The sequence below is a fragment of the Alkalibacterium sp. f15 genome, from assembly GCF_049389645.1.
GTDB lineage: Bacteria > Bacillota > Bacilli > Lactobacillales > Carnobacteriaceae_A > Alkalibacterium.
The window spans coordinates 1,511,384-1,532,096 of the sequence record NZ_CP186540.1 but is presented as its reverse complement, the minus strand read 5'-3'; the positions used below and the strand labels follow the sequence as shown (position 1 = coordinate 1,532,096).

Sequence of the window (20,713 nt, the reverse complement as noted above, 5' to 3'; positions counted from 1 at the left end):
GTCTATCCTAAAAATAGTTTTAAGTCAAACGAATCATTTAATTTGCAGCTCTTTTTGACAACCTCTAAATGATTATGGTAAAACTTAACTATACAGATAAAAAAGGACGGACATACATGACACCCAATAAAGAGAATTTCATTAAAGCAATTTATGAACTTGGCGGAGACGAAGCGGTTATTTCCAATAAAGATCTGGTTCATGCCTTATCTATATCCGCGGCTTCAGTAACCGAAATGAACGCCCGTTTGTTGAGAGAAAAACTGATCAGTCATATCCCTTATCAAGGCGTCAAACTTACTCCCTCTGGCAAACGTGTTGCCCATCAACTTATTCGTAAGCATCGCATTTGGGAAGTTTTTTTGGCTGAAAAGCTGGGTTATGATTGGGATGAAGTACATGCAGATGCTGATTTGCTTGAACACGCCTCTTCTGACTTATTGATTGAACGGCTTAATGTATTTTTAGATGAACCTAAGTTTGATCCACATGGCGGAGTTATCCCGAATAAAGACGGTTCAATTCCTGAGACTTCTAAGTATCCACTTGTCGATCTCAACGTAGGCGAGCAATTCAAAATTAAAGAAGTTGATGACCAGGAAGATTTTTTGAATTATTTACTCGAAAAAGACATTCAGTTGGGAAACAGTTATCATTTGATCAACATCGAACCTTTTGAAGGGCCTTTGACTTTAGAGTCACCCGAAGGCAGTCAAATAGTTATTGGACATAAAGCAGCCCTGAAAATCTTTGTTGACTATACTCTTTAATAAGCATGCTGACTCCCTCAGTGAAAATCGGATACAAAAGCACCCTAATAAACCAATAAAAACGAAAAACATATGGACGGCTCTTTTATAACGTTTGTGCCTGATCAAATCGTTTCTAATCCAGTTGCTTTATCGTATAGATCTCCATAAAAAGGTGTTCCTCTCATTTTGTTGGGAAAACCTCTTTGTCGTTATATATCGAATTGCCTAGACAACTTTACTATAATCCATCTGAATGCTTCAAATTAATCAAAAAAGCTGTCTGTCGGCTTACAGTCGTTAAAGAACGCCCTTAACAACTGTCGGTCAAACGGGTAGCTCTTTGTTTTTTTCTTGAAACACTTTGACCGTGGTATAATGTACTTACAGATTCATGAAAGGAATATAACAATGACTCCTCACCATCCTATCGAAGAACGTATCCCTTATTTAGAAGACCATGCTTACACTGAAAATGATTTAGGACTTACTTACACAAAAGAGACCTCTCTTTTTAAAGTGTGGTCTCCTTTGGCTCAACGGGTTTATTTGAATGTCTATGAAAAAGCTGACTCAACCGCCCCTCTATATAAACGTAAAATGCAGCTGGAAAACAATTGCTGGATTTTTAGTTTTAATGAAGATTTAAACGGGTATTTTTACACGTATAGTTTTATTCATGATAAAAATGAAGTTGAATCTGCAGATATTTATTCAAAAGCGGTCGGCTTGAACGGTAACCGGTCTGCAATCATCGATTTCGGAGAAACAAATCCCGATAACTGGGCAAACGAATCATATAAAGGTGTCTCTGCGATTACTGAGGCAATTATTTGGGAAGTCCACACGGAGGATTTCTCTAGTGATGAACAGGCTGATTTTTCACCCGACTACCGCGGGAAATATCTGGCCTTTACTGAAAAAGATGTTACGGTCGGTTCCGATGAAAATCAATTAGCAGGGTTATCTTATATAGAAGAGTTAGGCGTTAATTATATTCATTTATTACCCGCTTTCGACTTTGAAAATGATGAGAATTCACCTGCTTACAACTGGGGGTACGACCCTAAGAACTTTATGGTGCCTGAAGGGAAATATGCCTCCGACCCTAGCGATCCTAAAAAACGTATTCTTGAATTCAAGACAATGGTTTCCCATCTGCATCAGCATGACATCGGCGTGATCTTAGATGTTGTCTTCAACCATACCTTTTTCACACAAAAATCCTGGTTTCAGCTGACTGTCCCTGATTATTTTTACCGTCAGGACCATTATGGCGAATTCACCAACGGATCAGGCTGCGGCAATGAGACAGCCAGTGAACGCAAAATGATGCGCAAGTATATTATCGATACTGTCCTCTACTGGGTAGAAGAGTATCATATTGATGGTTTTCGTTTTGACTTGATGGGTCTTCATGACGTCAACACGATGAACACCCTTCGTCAAACACTTGATGAAAAAGGCTTTTCGCACGTCTTGCTTTACGGCGAACCTTGGAATGCCGGGAGTGTAGCTATTTATGAACCGAACAAGCCGGCCGATAAATTTCATGCCAATGATTTGGTTGACGGTATCGCTCTTTTTAATGATGACTTCAGAGATGCAATCAAGGGTCCTGTCTTTGATGAAAGAGCTGGTGGATTCTTACAAGGGGCCAACGGCTTTGATACAAGCTCTTATTCTACGAATGATCTGGTCGCAAGCATACTTGCCAATACACAATCAGACGTTGGACGTTTTAGATTACCTGACGAAATACGATGGGCCAGAAACCCTGCTCAGGTCATTACCTATGCTTCGGCACATGACAATCTGACCCTATATGATAAATTGGTCAAAACACTTCAGCATGAACCAGATTATCGCCGGGACGAAACAGCTATTCAACTGAATAAACTCAGTGCCGCTTTGCTGTTCACTTCTTTGGGCGGTATCTTCTTACAAGCCGGAGAGGAATGGGGCCGTACAAAGTCAGGCGATGAGAATAGTTTCAAATCATCGATTTCGATCAACCAGCTGAATTGGTCGCAGGCTTATGAAAACAAAGACCTGCTAGAGTATTACAAAGGGATGATGACCATCAGAAAAGCCTATGCGCCATTACGTGATGCTACCAACAAAACGGGTGCTGCTGTAACTTTTGCACAACTGAAAGAAAACCTGCTGGCTTATACGATACCCAATACGTTGAATGAAGGTGAGTGGACAATGATGGCAGTCATTATCAATACCACCCCTCATTCAGAAGAAGTGGAATTGAAAAGCAGTTATCCTTTTCCTGATGAATGGACGATCCTAGCTAATCGGCACTCAGCCGGTTTAAATCCACTTGGCATCATCAAGGGACAACATATCATTATTAATCCGAGAGAAGTACTCATTTTAGTATCATGAGCTGTTTAAATCAGTGGTTAGCTTAAGAAAGGACCTTGCATGGATATTAAACAAATGCATTATTTCATCTCCATTGTTGAAAATGACTTCAATATATCTCAAGCATCAAAAATTCTGCATATTTCTCAACCTGCTTTAAGTCAGACCATTGCAAATTTGGAAAAAAATGAAAACATCATTTTATTCGAACGCGCTCACGGAAGACTGCAAACATTAACGCCTGCAGGGGACGTCCTATACCAACATGCCAAGGACATCATTCAAAAGTATGATGTCATGATCAAAGACCTTCAGGAAGAATCGACGCAATTAAAAGGAACGATAAAAATAGGCATCCCTCCCGTCGTTATTTCTGTCGTGTTTCCAGAAATTTTACCGACATTGATTTCAACAAATCCGGAGATTCGTTTTGAAATCAAGGAAGCGGGAGCTGTTGAATTGAAAAAAGATTTACTTTTACAGGAACTCCCCATAGCGGTGCTCTTGCGCCCCACCGGTCTCGATTCCAGTACCGTAGAAGAAGTAGTCATAAGAAATGACACTCTGTCCGCCTTTATGAGCAGTCAGAATCCGTTGGCTCAAAAAGATACGTTGCAGTGGACGGATCTCCATAACCAGCCCATGGCCATCTTTGACTCAAGCTACATGATCCATCACCAGTTGTTGAATAAGTTTTCGAGTCAGAACGTTAAACCGCAATTTTATTTACAGTCCGCTTCGTGGGATTTACTGCTTAACTCAACGCGTAATTCCAATCTGATAACCGTCTTACCGACACCGGTTGCGCATTATTATTCATCACCCGATGTCATAAGAAAAGAATTCGAACATCCTATATATTGGGAAGTCGTGTTATGTCGCAGAAAACAAAAACGGTATTCACGAATCGAAGAGTATGTCTTTAATTACATGAAAGAATATTATCAATCACATTAAGTAAGGATAGGACAATCGTCCTATCCTTTCATTTTTTTGATTTTTATACTGCTTTATTCTAAATTATTGTGTTAATGTCACTTGCGTTCCCTTCACCTCGACTTCCGATAGCTGAAGGGCACGCGTTGCCCGATTGCGTGACCTTCGTTTCGACTTCGGGTACCTGAAGGGCACGCGTTGTCCGATTGCGTGACCTTCACCTCGACTTTCGATACCTAAAGGGCACGCGTTGCCCGATTGCGTGACCTTCGTTTCGACTTCGGATACCTGAAGGGCACGCAATGTCTGATTGCGTGACCTCCGCCTCGACTTCGGGTACCTGAAGGGCATGCCTTGCCTGATTGCGTGACCTTCGTTTCGACTTCCGATAGCTGAAGGGCACGCGTTGCCTGATTCCGTGACCTTCGTTTCGACTTCGGGTACCTAAAGGGCACGCGTTGCCTGATTCCGTGACCTCCGCCTCGACTTCGGGTACCTGAAGGGCACGCCTTGCCTGATTGCGTGACCTTCGTTTCGACTTCCGATAGCTGAAGGGCACGCGTTGCCTGATTCCGTGACCTTCGTTTCGACTTCGGGTACCTAAAGGGCACGCGTTGCCTGATTCCGTGACCTTCACCTAGACTTCCGATACCTGAAGGGCACGCAATCACAAACATAAGACGACAATACTTATATCGAACCTGATCCAAAACAAAAAAGATGAGTGAGTTATGATTTCTCATAGCTCACTCATCTTTTGTCTAATATATTATAAAAAAGTAACTATTTTTTAGTATAAGCCCATTGAAGCCAAGATAATAGCGACAATAACAGAAGCAATAGGGATAACAATCGCTACAACAGCAATATCCATGTAGCTATCTTTGTGTGTCAACCCTGTGATTGTGAGCAAGGTTAATACCGCACCATTATGAGGTAGAACATCCAATCCACCTGATGAGATAGAAGCCACTCTATGGAATGCTTCAGGAGAAATACCTGATGTTTGTGACAGGTTATAGTATTGTTCACCAAGTGCTTCTAATGCAATACCCATACCACCTGAAGCGGATCCTGTTGCACCAGCAAGTAAGTTGATCGCAACAGATAGAGAAACAAGTGGATTCCCTGGAATAGACATCAAAGCAGAAGTTAAAATGGCAAAGCCTGGAACAGCCTGTACAGTTGTACCAAAACCAACCGCCGCACTGGTGTTTAAGATGGCAGTAACAGAACCTTTAGCTCCGACGTTAACTGAATTCGTTACGCCGATGTGTCTGATTCTTGGTAAGCTTAAAAGCAGAATAAGTATAATACCTGCCATCAATGAGACAACAATGTTCCATTCCAATATATTTAACGTAACTAAAACGGATAGAAGTGGAAGCAGCGATAAAAATACGTTAGGTACTTCATCGGATACTTCAACGACTGTATTGTCTTTTGGTTCGTCAAAAAGTTCACCTTTATTGATTAACTGATTCTGTCTCCACATCAAGTAGAAATAACCACCTACTGCCATAACTAAAGCTGCGGCAATACCCATGATAGGTGCGGCAGTTGGCGTTGTGAAGAAATAAGGCATAGGAATCAAGTTTTGAATTTGAGGTGTGCCTGGTAAAGCTGTCATTGTAAAGGTAAATGCACCCAAAGCAATGGTTGCCGGAATTAAACGTCTTGGCAGATTGGCTTGTCTAAACAGAGATAAGGCCAGCGGATAAACTGCAAATACCACAACGAATAAACTGATTCCGCCATAAGTCAGTACAGCAGCAGATATGAATACGCCTAAAATCGCTCTTTTTTCTCCTAATAACTTGGAAAGCGTTAAAGCGATCGAGCGCGCCATACCCGTATCTTCCATCAATTTACCAAAGATGGAACTGAGCATGAATACTGGGAACCATGTCTGAAGAAATCCGACAAGTCCAGACATATAAACACCCGTATATGCTTCTAATAAATTAAGACCGCCTGTCCATGCAACAAACCCGGCAGCAAGTGGTGCAACCCAAATAATTGAATAGCCCATATAGGCTAAACCCATCAATATAAACAACCCAATAATAATGCCTAATACTTCCATATTTTTCACTCCTCTTAATTAATCGAACTTCATTTTAATACTGTAGGCATTCCCTATACCTTTTGATCTTACAGTTATTAACAAGGAAACAGCGGTAGAAATAGACTTAAGCTGTCTCTACCGTTTCTCCTTACCTTATTCGAAAATTATTGAACAGTATAACCGCCATCAAGCACTGATGCCTGACCAGTTATGCCTTTTGCATTGTCACTTGCCAGGAATAAAGCTAAGTGCGCAATTTCAGATACATCAAGTAGACGTTTTTGAGGTACTAATGGGTAAATGACATCTTCCAGTACACTTTCCAAAGGAACATTGCGGGTTTCAGCCAAGTCACTCAACTGTCCACGAACAAGCGGTGTGTCAACATAGCCTGGGCAGATAGCGTTAACTGTAATACCGTATTCAGCCGCTTCCAAAGCTGTTACTTTAGTCAAGCCGATAACGCCGTGTTTCGCACTGTTGTAAGCTGATTTGCCGGCAAATCCGATCAAGCCGTTGATTGAAGCCATATTCAAGATACGTCCGAATTTTTGTTCTTTCATGATCGGCATTGCATGTTTGATTGCCATGAATGGGGCAGTCAGCATGACTTTGATCATAAACTCGAATTTTTCTGTAGGGAAATCTTCGATTGGTGAAACATGTTGCAAACCAGCATTGTTAAGTAAAACATCTAAACGACCATATTTTTCGAGTGTTTTGTCAAACGCATTTTTGATGTCTTCTTCTTTTGTTACATCGACTTTGATACCTATGCAGTCTTTTCCCTGATCCTGTAATGCTTTTGTTACTTCATTCAGTTTTTCTTCATTGACGTCAGTGAAGACAACTTTCGCACCGTTCTCTAAAAATTCCAAACCGATTGCATGGCCGATCCCACTTGCTGCGCCTGTAATGAAAACAACTTTTCCTTCTACCATGTTTTATTCCTCCATTTATAATATTTTTATACTTCCATTTTTCTTAATTCTTTGTCTACATAAAGTTTTGCTCCCGTGGCCGCCTGTACTTCTTCGACAGTGAATCCCGGATTGATTTCAGTTAAAAGTAGTCCTTCTTTCGTTACTTTGATCACACCCATTTCGGTGATGATACTATCAACTGCTCCTAAAGCGGTGAGCGGAAGATTACATTCTCCCAAAATCTTATGTCTTCCTTTGGCAGTGTGTTCCATTGCCACAATTACCTTTTTAGCTCCACTAAGCAGGTCCATTGCGCCGCCCATACCAGGTACCATTTTTCCAGGGATCATGTAGTTGGCGATGTTTCCTTTTTCATCAACTTGTAAAGCGCCTAACACAGTTAAATCGACGTGTCCGCCACGAATGATTCCAAAGGAAGTAGATGAGTCAAAGAATGCGCCACCCGGTTTAATCGAAACAGGCATGCCGCCTGCATTGACGATGTTGGGATCTATTTCTTCTTCCGTCGGTGTTGTACCTAATCCGACAAACCCATTTTCAGACTGGAAAATAACTTCAATACCCTCTGGGACATAGTTCGCTACTTTCGTTGGCAAGCCGATACCCAAGTTGACAACTAAGCCGTGTTCCAGTTCTTTTGCTACACGTTTTGCAATAAACTCCTGCATTTCTAATTTATCCATTGATTGCACCTCCATCCACGACATGATTGACAAATACGCCTGGCGTATGCACAAAGTTCGGATCGATCTCTCCGTTTTCAACCACTTCATCCGCTTCGACAATCGTCACATTTGCTGCTGCAGTCATGACATTATTGAAGTTGTTTGTTGATCCTTTGTACACCAGATTCCCGTTGCGGTCCGCTTTTGCTGCGTGAATAAGTGCGAAATCCGCTTTTAATGGGGTTTCAAGTAAATATTCTTCGCCATCAACGGTAATTCTCTGTTTACCCTCTTCAACTAATGTTCCTAAGCCAGTCTTTGTTAAAATACCACCCAAACCGTATCCCCCGGCGCGAATACGTTCGACCAATGTGCCTTGGGGAACGAGTTCGACCTCTGTTTCGCCTTCGTTCATCTGACGGCCGGTTTCTTTATTTGTTCCAATATGAGAAGCATATAGTTTTTTTACTAATTTTCTAGAGATCAGCTTGCCTGATCCGGTTGTCACCAAGCCGGTATCTGTGCTGATCAAGATGATATCTTTGACCCCTTTTTCAATCAGAGCATCCACTAATTTTTCTGGAGCACCATTGGCCATGAAGCCACCGATCATAATTGTATCGCCATCTCTGATATCTTTGATTGCTTCTTTAATTCCTATAACCTTGTCCATCCTTATCCTCCTATCGTTCTACTGTAACGGCAATACCTTGACCGCCGCCAATACATAATGTGGCAAGACCTTTTTTAGAGTCTCTCTTCAGCATTTCGTGAATCAGTGTAACCAGGATGCGCGCACCACTTGCTCCGATCGGGTGGCCTAAGGCGATCGCTCCGCCGTTGACGTTGACGATGTCCGTATTCAAGTTCAAGTCTTTAACGACGCTTAGTGACTGAGCCGCAAATGCTTCGTTCGCTTCGATCAAATCTAAATCTTCAACAGTTAAATTCGCTTTTTTCAATACTTTTTGAGTAGCTGGAATCGGTCCACATCCCATGATCGTCGGGCTCACACCTGCACTTGCATAAGCTGTTAAAGTAACGAGTGGTTTCATACCTAACTCTTCCGCTTTTTCCTTGCTCATCAAGATCAAAGCTGCTGCGCCATCATTGAGCCCTGAAGCATTACCGGCTGTGACAGATCCGTCTTTTTTGAATGCTGGACGCATTTTTTCCAGTTTTTCATAGGTCATGCCAAATTTTGGATATTCATCTGTGTCAACAATGACAGGATCTCCACGACGCTGCGGCACTTCAACAGGAATAATTTCATCTTTGAATTTACCGGCTTTGATCGCTGCTTCTGCTCTGTTTTGACTGGTTAAAGAGAATTTGTCCTGCTCTTCTCTTGTGAATCCGTACTTATCATTGATATTTTCAGCTGTGATACCCATGTGATAATCGTTAAAGGCATCTATCAAACCGTCTTTAAGCATTGTATCGACGACTTTCATGTCCCCCATGCGTTTACCCCAGCGTGCATCTTCCATGACGTGAGCCGCGTTACTCATGCTTTCAGTTCCGCCTGCAATAATGACATCCGCATCGCCAACCATGATGGCTTGCGCTGCAAGAGCGACTGCTTTAAGTCCTGAGCCGCATAATTTATTTAAAGCAAACGACGGTACTTCTTCCGGAATCCCAGAATAGATGGCCACTTGTCTTGCGACATTCTGCCCTAACCCAGCACTTAAAACGTTCCCAAAAATCAATTCATCAACCTGACTCGGATCAAGTTTCGCTCTCTCCATAACACCTTTTACAACGGTCACTCCTAAATCTACTGCTGAAACACCTTTCAATGCTCCTCCGTGAGCTCCAATCGGTGTACGTGCTGCTTGGACTATGACAACTTCTCTCATGTTACGCCTCCTATAATATTTTATAATCTAATTAGCATAAATTAAAATAAATTACGTTATTCTTAAATCATCTTGGTATCGCTTACAAGACAATCATATAGGCTATCCAAGAAAAAGTCTAACTGTTTATTTTTATATCCAGTATAAGTTTACCTTATATGTAAACGGTTCATATTCTAGACAAAAAAAGCACTGGAAGCAAACCTCCAGCGCTTTTTTTCAGTTAAACTTACCAGTATTCATGTACAGGCCCTTCAAACTTCGTTACAGGATCGGTGGCCGGAACCAAGACATCGTAACTTCTTTTCTGGACTTCATCATAATCGGGCGCCTCTCCACGTTGCATGTCGGGATCCATACCATTAGGATACGCCCCCACCACTTTGAAATCATCTGTGGAATCGGTCAGTTTATGTGCCGTTCCTGCCGGCAAGAGTATGACGTCTCCTTTATTGAAAGGATATTCATCATTGCCTGGGCCACCCAGCTGAACTCTCCCTCTTCCAGCGACACAACCCAATACTTCATGGGTGTTCGAGTGGAAATGATGATGAGCATAAATACCATTTACCCAGCTGTTACTGTAGCCATTGTTATTGAAGAAGGCTTTCACTCTTTCAGCAGGATCGGACTGTTCAAGCAATTCGTCTAAAGCATGAGGATAATAAAGCACCGGCAGTGGGTGATTTGGAAATGGTGGATTCTCTACTATTCTGTATGTTTTTACCATTAAAATTCCTCCCAAAAAATATTATACTGATAGTTTGTCATCGCTTTAATATTACTTCAACTCATAGCCCTTGATCTGAATGATCAATTGATTTCAAATCATCAATTGACTAAATAAAGCACTTTCAGTATTCTTATAGTACAGCGATTTTTGAAAAGGAGATTGATCATGGGACTATTTGATATATTTAAAAGTAAAAAGAGCGATTCCGTTTCAAGAGATTCAAGCAAATCAGAAAACAGTGACGAACATGCTGTCAAACACGAATTACAGATCACAGATAAAGATTTGCAGGCAGACGAAGAAACGGTCGACAAGATCGTAGAACAGATGGTAGAAGAAGATCCATTCAAAAATTTCTATTCGGGTAAAACGAAGGATGATTTTACTCCCCTATCGAAACAAGCCTTTAAGTTTGAAACCATTACGACAGTCAATGTCGATCTTGTTAATAAAGCTAAAGGGAAAATATTGGTTAAAATCGAGAACATCACTTTAGGCTACCTGCCGGAAGAATTAGCCAAAACGGTCCAGTCTTATCAAGACAGCTATTTACTCACTGCTTTTGTTTACGTTACCGGCGGTCCATATATGATGTATGACCGCAAAAAAGAAGCAGTCATTGAAGATGAAGTCCCCTTTGGATTGAATATTTACGTTCAGTTCACTTAATATTTGACAGCAACAAAGTCATGGGTCTCTACAGATTATGTAGAGACCCATGACTTTTTCTAATTGATTGCTTTTTTCTTGAAGACGATGCCCCCGCCTATGATAAACAAAAGGATGAGGATGCTTGTTAAACCGAAACTTTGAATCATTTCCTGATCCAGTCCCACACCCGTCAACCACTCTACATTGCGGCCACTAAGCTGCAATGGGCTCCATTCCTGAATCAATGGAATCAATTCGCCTATAAACAGTAACCCGAGAAAGCCTGCTACGGATAATAAAGGAGCAAAGGTGCTCTCGAACAAAATAGCGGAAAACAAGAGTAAAGCCAGCAGCATCAGTCCAAAGACATACAGACTGAACGTGGATAAAAACAAACCTTCTGTTGAGCTGTCTGGAAAATAATAGTAGGTATAACCCAATGTGATCGCAAAACTGAACCAGTAAAATATGGTCCAACTCAAGTAAAGGATGCTTAATTTCGCGCTGTAAATGGCTAGCCGCGGTAAACCCTTGGTAACCATATGAACCAGCGTCCCTTTTTCATATTCCCGAGACATCATTGGGCTGAAAACAAGCACCATTACGACCAGACCGATTTGATTGATATTTGAGAAAAACTGCATCCATGAATCGACATAAGTGGGTTCCTGCAAAATAATGGTGATGTTTTCATCCATCAAACCCTCCAGCAGTTCAGGCAAGAATTTAGCACTCAGCGGACTGAGGATCCCAATTATGGCAAAAACGATAAAAAAGATGAACAGTTTATAATTCCTTATATGTTCGATGATTTCCTTTTTGAAAAAAGCCAGCGTCCCTCTCATTTTGTCGCCTCCAGAAAAACTTCTTCCATCGTTGGTTCTTTTCTTTCGATCTTTTCAGGTACGATGTCTAACGCCATGACAACTTCCATAATCAAACGTATGGCCTGTTTAGCATTCGTTGTTTCACCTTCCACACTATTATCAGTTTGGATCACGTTGAAAACTTTATCACCGTCAACGAGCGCTTCTTTCACCCTGGCCGCTTCTTCGAGTGTTCCCAAAGTGACGCTCCACCTCTCTGTAGACAGCAGACCCTTCAACTCGCTGAGAGAACCTTGTTTCACGATCACGCCCCGATCTAAAATAGCCACTTCGTCACACACCGCTTCAACATCGCTAAGTATGTGCGTCGAAAAGACGACCGTCGTTTTCTCTTTCACTTTTTCAAGCACTGACAACAGCTGTTTTCTTCCAATCGGATCCAGCGCCGACGTTGGCTCATCACAAATAAGTAATACCGGATCATTGATTAGAGCTTGGGCAATACCCAGCCGCTGCTTCATGCCGCGTGAGTAATTGCTGATACGTTTGTTTGTGTCTTCCAGTCCCACCATCGTTAATAATTCCGAGATTTTTTGATGCCCATCTTTATTTTCTGAACCACTCACATCTAAACTTAACTGCATAAATTCTCGAGCAGTCAAAAAAGGATAGAATTCCGGCACATCCGGCAGATAACCGACAAAACGATTTGTCTTGGTATCACCATAAGTAACGACTTCACCGTTTACTTTCACTTCGCCGGACTCTGCTTTCAGCAAGCCCAACACGATATTCATCGTGGTGGTTTTGCCTGTCCCGTTTTTTCCAATAAAACCAAAAATAGATCCTTTTTCAACCGAGAAAGACACATCCTCTAATACCGGTTGTTTACCGAAAGCTTTTTTTAAATGACTGATTTCCAAAACTGCCATTAGTCTTCTTTCCTTCCGAATATGAGATATAAAATCGGTCCGATCAAATTAACAAAGATAATAACAAGTGCCCATACAATTTTATTGTTCTGTTCCAATCGATCATTTTTGATCAGGTGAAGTAGTGCTGTCACCATCAGAATCAATTGCAAAATTACTAACGGGATAATAATTGGTAAATATTCCATAATATTAAGTGACATGATTTTGCTCCTTTAAGTTTATTATGTTTCAATTTAACCATGAACCCCCTTAAAATGCCAGGGACTTAAGACCTATTTCCCAGCAAACAATCCTTACTTTTTGTAAGCATATGAATTGCTATTTCATATTATTTAAGGGACAATGATAAAGGTAAGATATTTAACAGTAGGAGGAAATTATCATATGAATTATGCATTCGAAGAAAAAAGCTCACACTCATACACAGAAACATTGGAAAAACTAAAACAGGCCATCACAGATAACTCTTTCGGGGTACTCTATGAAGTGAACCTGAAAGATAAAATAGAGGGCAAAGGCTTTGATTTTGCTAACAACTTCACTGTTTTAGAGGTATGTAACCCTAAACTGGCTAAAGAAGTCCTGGACGAACAAATTGAAGCGGGCTACTTACTGCCGTGTAAAGTCGTTGTTTATGAAAAAGAAGACGCTGTCTATGCAGGTGTTTTGAAACCAACCGTGCTTATCGATATGGTTGAAAATGATTCGCTACATGCTGCTGCCGTTAAAGTTGAAGACATCTTAGTTAAAGCGGTCAAAGCTGCAGTATAATCAGCCTATTTGGAAAATGAAGATGAGCTACTTTCAGCCTCTGTAATCTCTATCAAATCAATTCTATAACACACGTTGTAAAATCAAGCCCGACATCCACTTAGTTAAAAGCGGATGTCGGGCTTTTGCGCATTTTACCGCATTCTTATTGATTATCTGATTTTCACTCTAAATAATCCGCCTGACAGATCTTCATCATCTTCTTGATCTTTAGCTGTAGTAACGTAGAGATACTCATTATATTGCCCGCCGATACAGCAGGACGTCACGTTTGTCGCAGGCATTGGAATTTCAAATATTTTTTCACCCGTTTCTGTATCCCACTTACAAATTTTGCCACCGCCATATTCAGCTACCCAGATATCGTCACAGATATCGACACACAAACCGTCAGGAGTGCTTCCTTCCGTTAGCTCAATCAAAACTTTTCCATTGGATATCTTTTTCTTTTCACTATCGTAGTCATATTTTTTAACAGTTTTAGTTGCCGAATCGATATGATAGAAGGTCTTGCCGTCATTAGACCAGCCTAATCCATTTGATAAAGAAAGATTATTTAAAACGACTTCAGCTTCGCCGTTTTCAATGACGAATAGTTCGGCAGCATTTTCGATCATTTCATCTTGTCCCATCGTCCCAACGAAAAACCGTCCTTTGGGATCTATTTTCCCATCATTATACCTTAGCCGTCCATCTTTGTTAGGGTGAGTGATCAGGGTGCGTTCTCCTGTTTCCGGATCGATTCGAAAGATACCATTTTTCTCAGCAGAAAGCAGCATCCCTTCTGGATCAAGAACAAGCGCGCCTATGTGTCCATCTGTTTTAAAGGTTTTGATTTCAGTTGTGTTGGGGTTCACCTGATAAATAATTTCATCCGTGATCGATATACAATATATCAGCTCATTTTCTGCATCCCAAACCGGCCCTTCGAGTAGCGAACTGCCTGAGTAAAAAACCAACTCAGGTGTAAACATATCTGAACGGTACATGTCGTCCTCTCCTTTAACTATGTTATCGTTTTCACTATACACCAGAAAGGGAGAATATTGCTAGTTTTAGCTCTTATTTCACTCTGATTTTGACACCTTTATAATGAGGACAGAATATTTAGAAAGAGGACTTCCACGATAGATACTATACAGGAGATCCTTGCTCATCCTGAGTACCCGCGTCCACAGATCGGTCCGGTCTTAATAATTAAGCTGATGGCTAAATACTTTCATATTTGTAAAACCATTTCACCCGCCACTATCCTCAAAGCAAAAAAAGGGTTCCTACCAAATCAGTCTCTTATTTGGTTGATTTCAATATATTTTTTTAGTAATAATCCAACTTATTTTTTATCAAAAAAGGAAAATAGCCTTCTTAAAGAATACTAATTTCATTAAATACTCTCTCATTTTCTTGTTCATAGCAACCTCTTGAACACCACTGGTCAGACTTTTATTTTTCACATGCAACTACTAGGTTTTAGTGTAGTTACATGTCTCTGGTCAGAAAAAGCCCGGAAATACGCACATCCCAAAAACCAGTTAGGTCTAGCAGACAGTTTTGCATGTGAAAAAGATATGTGGTAAGGTTATACATGAGAATAAAAACTTTCTGAAATTTTCATGAAAGTAATAATTTCTATTTGCTGGAATATCAAGCAAATAAATATATGGAGGATTTAGATGAACACAATAACACCTTTGAAAATAGTATCATTAGCTTCTGTTTCATTATTGATCGCCGCGTGTGGCAATGATGGCTCAGCAGACAGCCAAGACACGACTATGTTTGAACAAATGGATTATACGATTACTGGTATTGAACCAGGCTCTGGTATTACAGAGAGCGCACGAACAACACTTGAGGAATATGATAACTTAGACGGTTGGGAGCTTCAAGAAAGTTCAACAGGCGGTATGATGGTCGAACTTGATCAAGCTATCCAGAATGAAGAACCGATCATCATCACAGGATGGCAGCCCCATCACATATTTGAAATCTATGACTTGAAAATACTTGAAGATCCACAACAATCTTTTGGTGCATCTGAAAACATTCACACCATGACCCGTATCGGGCTTGAAGATGACATGCCTGATGCTACCGCTATTTTGGACAATTTCGCTTGGGAAATAGAAGATATGCAGCAAGTTGTTCTAGAAGCTCAAGAGCTCCCCTTTGAAGAAGCAGCTCAAAACTGGTACGACGAAAACTTGGACTTAGTAAATGAATGGACCGATGGTGTTCCAGAAAGCGATGGCCAGTCCATCGATCTCATTTCCATGCCATGGGATACAGAACGTGCTTCTGCTCATGTCATGACCTTGGTACTTGAAAATCACGGTTTTGATGTAAACGTGACTAGTGTCGATCCATCTATTTTATTTCAAGCCTTGGCACAAGGCGAAGCCGATGCGACCGTTACACCATGGTTACCCACCACTCATGGCGCCTTCATGGAAGAATATGGAGATGATTTGGTTGACTTAGGTCCTAACCTGCCAGGTGCGGTTTCAGGTCTTGTAGTACCTGCATACATGGATATCGATTCCATTGAAGACATACCTGCAAATGACTAATACAAGAATCAACTAAAATCGGGAAGAAACTTCCCGATTTTTTTACGGAAAATATTAAATTGAACCGTCTATATCCTTTTGTGAGCACATATCAGTTTATAGACATTTAATTGTATGCTAACATTGGAATGTGTGTGAAATCATTCATGATAGTTTTATGAAACATTGATAAACTTTAAATAAATTTAAATCAAATCAATACAGGAGGAATTATTATGAAAAAGACAATACCTTTAAAACTCGTCGCACTTGCTTCAATGTCATTACTGGTTGCAGCCTGTGGCGCTGACGATGCAGCGGATAATGGAGATGCAAGCATAAGTGACCAACTTGAATATACCATTACAGGAATCGAACCCGGTGCCGGGATAACTGAAAGAGCAGAGGCATCTTTAGAGGAATATGAAAACTTAGCAGGTTGGGAATTGGAAACAAGCTCAACGGCAGGCATGATGGGTCAGTTAGAATCAGCTATCAGTAACGAAGAACCAATCGTATTGACCGGCTGGACCCCTCACTATAAATTTGAATTGTATGACTTGAAATTCCTGGAAGATCCACAAAACGTTTTTGGTGACGCAGAATTTGTTCACACCATGACGCGTGAAGGCTTGGAAGCAGATAGACCCGAAGCTTATGCTATCCTAGACAATTTCTCATGGGAAGTCGATGATATGCAGGGAATCATGTTAGCTGCGCTGGAAACAGATTTTGATGTAGCCGCCGCTGATTGGATCGAACAAAACCAAGAAACCGTTGATTCCTGGACTGAAGGCGTGGATGAAGTGGATGGACAGGTAATAGAACTCGGTTCTTTCCCTTGGGATTCTGAACGTGCTTCCTCAGCAGTCATTACTCAAGTACTGGAAGAGCACGGCTTTGATGTCACGTTAACTAACGTCGATCCATCTATCCTATTCCAGGCATTAGCTCAAGGTGAAGTTGACGCAACCGTTGCTCCATGGTTACCAACGACACAAGGTGCTTATCTGGAAGAATATGGTGACCAGATCATTGACCTGGGACCTAACATGGAAGGAACCGTTATTGGTTTAGTTGTTCCTGAATATATGGACATTGATTCCATCGAAGACCTGGAACCTAAAGAATAATACGAAACGTTTAAAAGGCTCAGGATCAATTCCTGAGCCTTTTTTTCATACATAAATATAACCAGAGACCCCTTTTTTTAAGAAAGCTCTATGCTATAATTATGAAAAGACTTAAGGAGGAAATCATGAATCATACATATGAAACATTGCGATTAAAGTTTGAACGCTTGCTGAAGAAAAAGAAATCAGCAAATGAACGATTTCAATTAAACGAAATTAGATACAATGAAGCAAAAGCAGTTTTCCAGAAAGAAAAAGCTGATGTTGAAAAGCTGGAAGCTCAGTCTCTAACTACTTTTTTGAGAACAGTTATTGGTACACAGGACAAGAAACTTTACGAAGAAAAACAGGAACAAATCAAAGCTAAACTAAATTTAGATGAAACGTCTGCTTTGTATTTGGAATCTCGCGATGAGCTCTCACGTATAGTCAAAGAAATCGATCAACTTAAAGCTGAGCTGGACACTTTAAAAGAAAAGTTGAAAGTGACAGATCCTGATTTTCAAGAAGACCTTTCCCGGAAAGAAGAACAGCAACTCCAACTGGAATCAGACATCCAAGAAATCAGTGAAGCATTGAATGCCGGACAGAGTGTCTTAAGCGGTTTGAAATCGACATTAGAAAAGCTAGATTCCGCTGACTCTTTAGCCACCTGGGATATGTTCACTGACAGTTTCCTGATCGATATGTTCAAGTATGATAAAATCGATCAGGCTGAAGAAGAACTCTTTTATCTAGAAGGATTAATTGAACGCTACAAGAAAGAACTGAAAGATGTTGATCTGCAAAATGTTCTGGACTATGAAAACCTTAGTCAAATGAGACGCGTGTTTGATGTCTTTTTCGATAATATCTTTTCAGACTGGAGTACCAAAGATACCATTCAGCGAAATAAAGCTAATCTTGATACCCTCTATATCGAAGTCGAACGTATTCAAAAGCACCTTCAGGACAGCAAAGTGACCTTAGTTAAACAGCTAGAAGAGTTGCAGTTGTATTACTAAATATAATATTGAAATAGCGGGAAAGCTCATTAAAAATTGAGCTTTCCCGCTATTTATTCTTTTATTTTCAATAGCCGTAACTGTATTTGCCTAACTCAATGGCTTTCACCATTGAGGACTCCCAAAGATGAGGCTATTCGGCTTGTTTCTTCTTCTTAGTTAGTCTTTACTTTTCCTGAAATTCTTACCAGGGTAACGATTTACCTTTTATTTCTTCAATCCATAAGCCTCTTAATGCCTGCATCATATCTTCTGACAAGAGCTCTTTCGAGGCAGAAAGATTCTGCTGTAATTGCTGACTATTTTTAGCACCCGGAATAACCGTCGATATTTCCTTAAATGACAGGATATACTGCAAGGCGACTTTAACCATCGACTCGTCTTCACCTATTATGCCACGAACTTTATCCACTAGTTCCGCACGTTTTTTGATGTCTTCTTTGCTCCATCGGCTTCTGATACCCGTGAAGGTAGTGTTCGCATCATATTTACCCGTGAGCCATCCGGAGTCTAAAGGTACTTTCACGATCAGACCGACACCTTCGTCATAGGCACGTTTCATTGCAGGCAGTGGTTCCTGATAAAAAGCATTAAACATGACTTCAATAATCTGACTGTTTGTTTTATCCAGTAGTGCATTGATTTCTTTGGCTGTATCCACCGAAGCCCCGTAGGCTCTGATTTTCCCCTGCTTTTTCAGTTTTTCAAGCATTTCGAATTGCGGTGAATGTTGATCGAGCGCAGAAAACGGTGGATTATGCAGGAGGAGACTGTCAAGGTAGTCCGTATTCAACCGCTTGAGGCTTCCTTCGACAGATTCCAGCAGTTTTTCAGGTTCAAAGCTCTGTACGTCATCCGTGTGATGACCGCATTTACTGCTGATAACGACCTGGTCTCTTCTTCCTTTCAAGGCTTTGCCTAGGAGCTCTTCACTTTTTCCAAATCCATAGTTAGGTGCTGTATCAAAAAAATTACAACCGGCCTCCAACGCTTCGTGAACTAAACCGATTGCATCCTCATCGGCCATCTTTCCCCAATCGGTTTCGTTGCCTAACTGCCATGCACCAAAACCAACTTCTGATACTTCAATACCTGTATTACCCATCATGCGTTTTTTCATTTATCTTTTCACCCCTAAATTTTTTTCTTCTTATTATCAATATTACATACCTTTTCACAAAGAATCCACTGACAGTGGTTAGCTCACAAGATACCGTACCTGATTGATCATCACTTTTTCACCTTTAAAATGATTTTACCGATATTTTCATTATCTTCCATCATTCGATGCGCTTCTGGCAACTCATCGAAGGGAACAACTGAATGAATGACCGGACTGATTTTCTTTTCTTCAAAAAGCGGCATAGCTATCTGAGAAAATTCTTGAGTCAGCTGAGCTTTATAGGCATCACTTCTCGGTGTAAGCAACGTTGCTCTGAGTGCGACACGTTTTTTTATTAATTCAATTAACGATACGTTCTCAACAGATGTACCACCTAGAGTCCCGATCAGTATCCACCGTGCATCCACTGCACAACTCGCCAGATTCATCTCCCAGTAAGATGCCCCGACAAAGTCCAGTATGACGTCTACCCCGGAATTTTCTGTCAGTTCACTTACTCTTTTGTCAAAAGCTTCCTTTTTATAATTGATCAAGACATGAGCTCCAAGTTCTTTAGCTTTTTCCAGTTTGTCACTGTGTCCAGCAGTCGCAAAAATAGCGGCCTGGCTCAGTTGACTTGCGAGTTGAATAGCCGCGGTTCCGACCCCACTCCCCGCAGCATGAATCAGGATCTTTTCCTTTTCTTTCAATTCGCCTAACCAGTACACGGTTTGATAAGCGGTCAGGAAGACTTCTGGGATTGCCGCGCCTTCTTCAAATGACAGATTATCGGGTAAGATTATGGCACGGTCGGCCGGCATCGTGACATATTCGCTGTATCCACCGTGATTGACCAAGCCGCAAACGCGGGTTCCAGCATTCAGCTCCGGATCTGTTGACCGGTTTTCAATCACGACCCCACTCACTTCAATACCTAAAATAGGATACGGTGCTTCCAGCGATTCGTTTCCTCGTGTCAATATGTCTGTTCGGTTAATACCCGCCGCTTTGACTTCGAGTAGCAGTTCGCCCTCTTTGGGAACGGGTGTTATGTATTCTTGTAGTTTCAAGACCTCTCTGTTCCCTGGCTTTTCGATTGTCCATGCTTTCATATCGATCTCCTTTCTCAACTGTTTTGATAGTACTTTTTATGACTCATATGCTTTATAGTCCTTAGCTCATTCTTCAGTTCCATGTCCAAAAATCTCATCCGATTCACCTTCCAGCACATCCAAACGACTGACAGACTTAACAGCTAATTAAAGGGTCATTCGATAGGTCGCTAATACGCCCAACTTTCCCCGTTCTATAAGTGCTCCCTTTACGATACCCTCTCACTTTTAATATTATAACCATTCAAAGCATGCTTTTACAATTCAAGCAGACCGGCCCTTACCGTTCAGACTTT

Annotated in this window: 20 protein-coding genes; 8 read left to right on the top strand and 12 right to left on the bottom strand. The window is 41.1% G+C overall.

The features are described from left to right. Positions 1–116: 116 nt before the first annotated feature. The 3 genes from ACO1PF_RS07565 (at position 117) to ACO1PF_RS07555 (ending at position 4,082) form a co-directional block, all read left to right on the top strand. Positions 117–770, top strand: a complete 654-nt coding sequence (locus ACO1PF_RS07565) for a metal-dependent transcriptional regulator (protein WP_423188462.1) — start codon at positions 117–119, stop codon at positions 768–770. Between the two features lie 390 nt (positions 771–1,160). Beyond that, on the top strand, positions 1,161–3,146 hold the full coding sequence (gene pulA, locus ACO1PF_RS07560; protein ID WP_423188461.1) for a type I pullulanase: 1,986 nt from the start codon (positions 1,161–1,163) through the stop codon (positions 3,144–3,146). A gap of 39 nt (positions 3,147–3,185) precedes the next feature. After that, positions 3,186–4,082 carry a LysR family transcriptional regulator gene (locus ACO1PF_RS07555; RefSeq protein WP_423188460.1) on the top strand — a complete coding sequence of 299 codons (897 nt, stop codon included), beginning with the start codon at positions 3,186–3,188 and terminating at the stop codon, positions 4,080–4,082. A gap of 769 nt (positions 4,083–4,851) precedes the next feature. Here the strand turns inward: ACO1PF_RS07555 and ACO1PF_RS07550 are convergent. From ACO1PF_RS07550 to ACO1PF_RS07525, 6 genes are all read right to left on the bottom strand, one after another. After that, a complete protein-coding gene (locus ACO1PF_RS07550; RefSeq protein ID WP_423188459.1) occupies positions 4,852–6,147 on the bottom strand; it encodes a GntP family permease in 1,296 nt (431 codons plus the stop codon). Between the two features lie 146 nt (positions 6,148–6,293). After that, positions 6,294–7,070: a 3-hydroxybutyrate dehydrogenase gene (locus tag ACO1PF_RS07545; protein ID WP_423188458.1), complete on the bottom strand. Its 777-nt coding sequence runs from the start codon at positions 7,068–7,070 to the stop codon at positions 6,294–6,296. A 26-nt stretch (positions 7,071–7,096) separates the two neighbouring features. Continuing rightward, the gene (locus ACO1PF_RS07540; RefSeq protein WP_423188457.1) at positions 7,097–7,756 is read right to left on the bottom strand and encodes a 3-oxoacid CoA-transferase subunit B; all 660 of its coding nucleotides are present in this window, start codon (positions 7,754–7,756) and stop codon (positions 7,097–7,099) included. Beyond that, positions 7,749–8,411 carry a CoA transferase subunit A gene (locus tag ACO1PF_RS07535; RefSeq protein ID WP_423188456.1) on the bottom strand — a complete coding sequence of 221 codons (663 nt, stop codon included), beginning with the start codon at positions 8,409–8,411 and terminating at the stop codon, positions 7,749–7,751. Before ACO1PF_RS07535 ends, ACO1PF_RS07540 begins: the two co-directional genes overlap by 8 nt. Positions 8,412–8,421: 10 nt before the next feature. Continuing rightward, positions 8,422–9,600: an acetyl-CoA C-acetyltransferase gene (locus ACO1PF_RS07530; protein WP_423188455.1), complete on the bottom strand. Its 1,179-nt coding sequence runs from the start codon at positions 9,598–9,600 to the stop codon at positions 8,422–8,424. Positions 9,601–9,829: 229 nt separating this feature from the next. Beyond that, on the bottom strand, positions 9,830–10,330 hold the full coding sequence (locus tag ACO1PF_RS07525; protein WP_423188454.1) for a cupin domain-containing protein: 501 nt from the start codon (positions 10,328–10,330) through the stop codon (positions 9,830–9,832). 168 nt (positions 10,331–10,498) lie between these two features. On the opposite strand from ACO1PF_RS07525, the gene ACO1PF_RS07520 reads away from it, so the two are divergent. Continuing rightward, a complete protein-coding gene (locus ACO1PF_RS07520) occupies positions 10,499–11,002 on the top strand; it encodes a hypothetical protein (protein WP_423188453.1) in 504 nt (167 codons plus the stop codon). A 59-nt stretch (positions 11,003–11,061) separates the two neighbouring features. On the opposite strand, the gene ACO1PF_RS07515 is transcribed toward ACO1PF_RS07520, so the two are convergent. Genes ACO1PF_RS07515 through ACO1PF_RS07505 form a run of 3 tightly spaced genes read right to left on the bottom strand, consistent with a single transcriptional unit; the run spans position 11,062 to position 12,946 of the window. Further along, positions 11,062–11,829 carry an ABC transporter permease subunit gene (locus ACO1PF_RS07515; protein WP_423188452.1) on the bottom strand — a complete coding sequence of 256 codons (768 nt, stop codon included), beginning with the start codon at positions 11,827–11,829 and terminating at the stop codon, positions 11,062–11,064. Then, a complete protein-coding gene (locus tag ACO1PF_RS07510; protein ID WP_423188451.1) occupies positions 11,826–12,743 on the bottom strand; it encodes an ABC transporter ATP-binding protein in 918 nt (305 codons plus the stop codon). Before ACO1PF_RS07510 ends, ACO1PF_RS07515 begins: the two co-directional genes overlap by 4 nt. Beyond that, positions 12,743–12,946 carry a PLD nuclease N-terminal domain-containing protein gene (locus ACO1PF_RS07505; RefSeq protein ID WP_423188450.1) on the bottom strand — a complete coding sequence of 68 codons (204 nt, stop codon included), beginning with the start codon at positions 12,944–12,946 and terminating at the stop codon, positions 12,743–12,745. Before ACO1PF_RS07505 ends, ACO1PF_RS07510 begins: the two co-directional genes overlap by 1 nt. Before the next feature lie 184 nt (positions 12,947–13,130). On the opposite strand from ACO1PF_RS07505, the gene ACO1PF_RS07500 reads away from it, so the two are divergent. Continuing rightward, positions 13,131–13,517: a DUF302 domain-containing protein gene (locus tag ACO1PF_RS07500; protein ID WP_423188449.1), complete on the top strand. Its 387-nt coding sequence runs from the start codon at positions 13,131–13,133 to the stop codon at positions 13,515–13,517. A gap of 152 nt (positions 13,518–13,669) precedes the next feature. On the opposite strand, the gene ACO1PF_RS07495 is transcribed toward ACO1PF_RS07500, so the two are convergent. Beyond that, on the bottom strand, positions 13,670–14,506 hold the full coding sequence (locus tag ACO1PF_RS07495; protein ID WP_423188448.1) for an SMP-30/gluconolactonase/LRE family protein: 837 nt from the start codon (positions 14,504–14,506) through the stop codon (positions 13,670–13,672). Positions 14,507–15,190: 684 nt separating this feature from the next. Here ACO1PF_RS07495 and ACO1PF_RS07490 point away from each other — a divergent pair. The 3 genes from ACO1PF_RS07490 (at position 15,191) to ACO1PF_RS07480 (ending at position 18,203) form a co-directional block, all read left to right on the top strand. Beyond that, the gene (locus tag ACO1PF_RS07490) at positions 15,191–16,087 is read left to right on the top strand and encodes a glycine betaine ABC transporter substrate-binding protein (protein ID WP_423188447.1); all 897 of its coding nucleotides are present in this window, start codon (positions 15,191–15,193) and stop codon (positions 16,085–16,087) included. Positions 16,088–16,302: 215 nt separating this feature from the next. Beyond that, positions 16,303–17,199 carry a glycine betaine ABC transporter substrate-binding protein gene (locus ACO1PF_RS07485; RefSeq protein ID WP_423188446.1) on the top strand — a complete coding sequence of 299 codons (897 nt, stop codon included), beginning with the start codon at positions 16,303–16,305 and terminating at the stop codon, positions 17,197–17,199. 125 nt (positions 17,200–17,324) lie between these two features. Continuing rightward, positions 17,325–18,203, top strand: a complete 879-nt coding sequence (locus tag ACO1PF_RS07480; protein WP_423188445.1) for a coiled-coil domain-containing protein — start codon at positions 17,325–17,327, stop codon at positions 18,201–18,203. A 184-nt stretch (positions 18,204–18,387) separates the two neighbouring features. Here ACO1PF_RS07480 and ACO1PF_RS07475 read toward each other — a convergent pair whose 3' ends face one another. Both ACO1PF_RS07475 and ACO1PF_RS07470 read right to left on the bottom strand, forming a co-directional pair. Then, positions 18,388–19,323, bottom strand: coding sequence for an aldo/keto reductase (locus ACO1PF_RS07475; protein WP_423188444.1), 936 nt, complete (start codon positions 19,321–19,323; stop codon positions 18,388–18,390). Between the two features lie 110 nt (positions 19,324–19,433). Beyond that, positions 19,434–20,417 carry an NAD(P)H-quinone oxidoreductase gene (locus ACO1PF_RS07470; protein ID WP_423188443.1) on the bottom strand — a complete coding sequence of 328 codons (984 nt, stop codon included), beginning with the start codon at positions 20,415–20,417 and terminating at the stop codon, positions 19,434–19,436. Positions 20,418–20,713 lie beyond the last annotated feature (296 nt).

Coding starts and splice junctions, on each gene's coding strand:
- ACO1PF_RS07550 (WP_423188459.1), bottom strand. CDS start 6,147: ATGGAAGTATTAGGCATTATTATTGGGTTGTTTATATTGATGGGTTTA.
- ACO1PF_RS07540 (WP_423188457.1), bottom strand. CDS start 7,756: ATGGATAAATTAGAAATGCAGGAGTTTATTGCAAAACGTGTAGCAAAA.
- ACO1PF_RS07520 (WP_423188453.1), top strand. CDS start 10,499: ATGGGACTATTTGATATATTTAAAAGTAAAAAGAGCGATTCCGTTTCA.
- ACO1PF_RS07555 (WP_423188460.1), top strand. CDS start 3,186: ATGGATATTAAACAAATGCATTATTTCATCTCCATTGTTGAAAATGAC.
- ACO1PF_RS07495 (WP_423188448.1), bottom strand. CDS start 14,506: ATGTACCGTTCAGATATGTTTACACCTGAGTTGGTTTTTTACTCAGGC.
- ACO1PF_RS07485 (WP_423188446.1), top strand. CDS start 16,303: ATGAAAAAGACAATACCTTTAAAACTCGTCGCACTTGCTTCAATGTCA.
- pulA (WP_423188461.1), top strand. CDS start 1,161: ATGACTCCTCACCATCCTATCGAAGAACGTATCCCTTATTTAGAAGAC.
- ACO1PF_RS07535 (WP_423188456.1), bottom strand. CDS start 8,411: ATGGACAAGGTTATAGGAATTAAAGAAGCAATCAAAGATATCAGAGAT.
- ACO1PF_RS07500 (WP_423188449.1), top strand. CDS start 13,131: ATGAATTATGCATTCGAAGAAAAAAGCTCACACTCATACACAGAAACA.
- ACO1PF_RS07545 (WP_423188458.1), bottom strand. CDS start 7,070: ATGGTAGAAGGAAAAGTTGTTTTCATTACAGGCGCAGCAAGTGGGATC.
- ACO1PF_RS07515 (WP_423188452.1), bottom strand. CDS start 11,829: ATGAGAGGGACGCTGGCTTTTTTCAAAAAGGAAATCATCGAACATATA.
- ACO1PF_RS07530 (WP_423188455.1), bottom strand. CDS start 9,600: ATGAGAGAAGTTGTCATAGTCCAAGCAGCACGTACACCGATTGGAGCT.
- ACO1PF_RS07490 (WP_423188447.1), top strand. CDS start 15,191: ATGAACACAATAACACCTTTGAAAATAGTATCATTAGCTTCTGTTTCA.
- ACO1PF_RS07505 (WP_423188450.1), bottom strand. CDS start 12,946: ATGTCACTTAATATTATGGAATATTTACCAATTATTATCCCGTTAGTA.
- ACO1PF_RS07475 (WP_423188444.1), bottom strand. CDS start 19,323: ATGAAAAAACGCATGATGGGTAATACAGGTATTGAAGTATCAGAAGTT.
- ACO1PF_RS07565 (WP_423188462.1), top strand. CDS start 117: ATGACACCCAATAAAGAGAATTTCATTAAAGCAATTTATGAACTTGGC.
- ACO1PF_RS07480 (WP_423188445.1), top strand. CDS start 17,325: ATGAATCATACATATGAAACATTGCGATTAAAGTTTGAACGCTTGCTG.
- ACO1PF_RS07510 (WP_423188451.1), bottom strand. CDS start 12,743: ATGGCAGTTTTGGAAATCAGTCATTTAAAAAAAGCTTTCGGTAAACAA.
- ACO1PF_RS07525 (WP_423188454.1), bottom strand. CDS start 10,330: ATGGTAAAAACATACAGAATAGTAGAGAATCCACCATTTCCAAATCAC.
- ACO1PF_RS07470 (WP_423188443.1), bottom strand. CDS start 20,417: ATGAAAGCATGGACAATCGAAAAGCCAGGGAACAGAGAGGTCTTGAAA.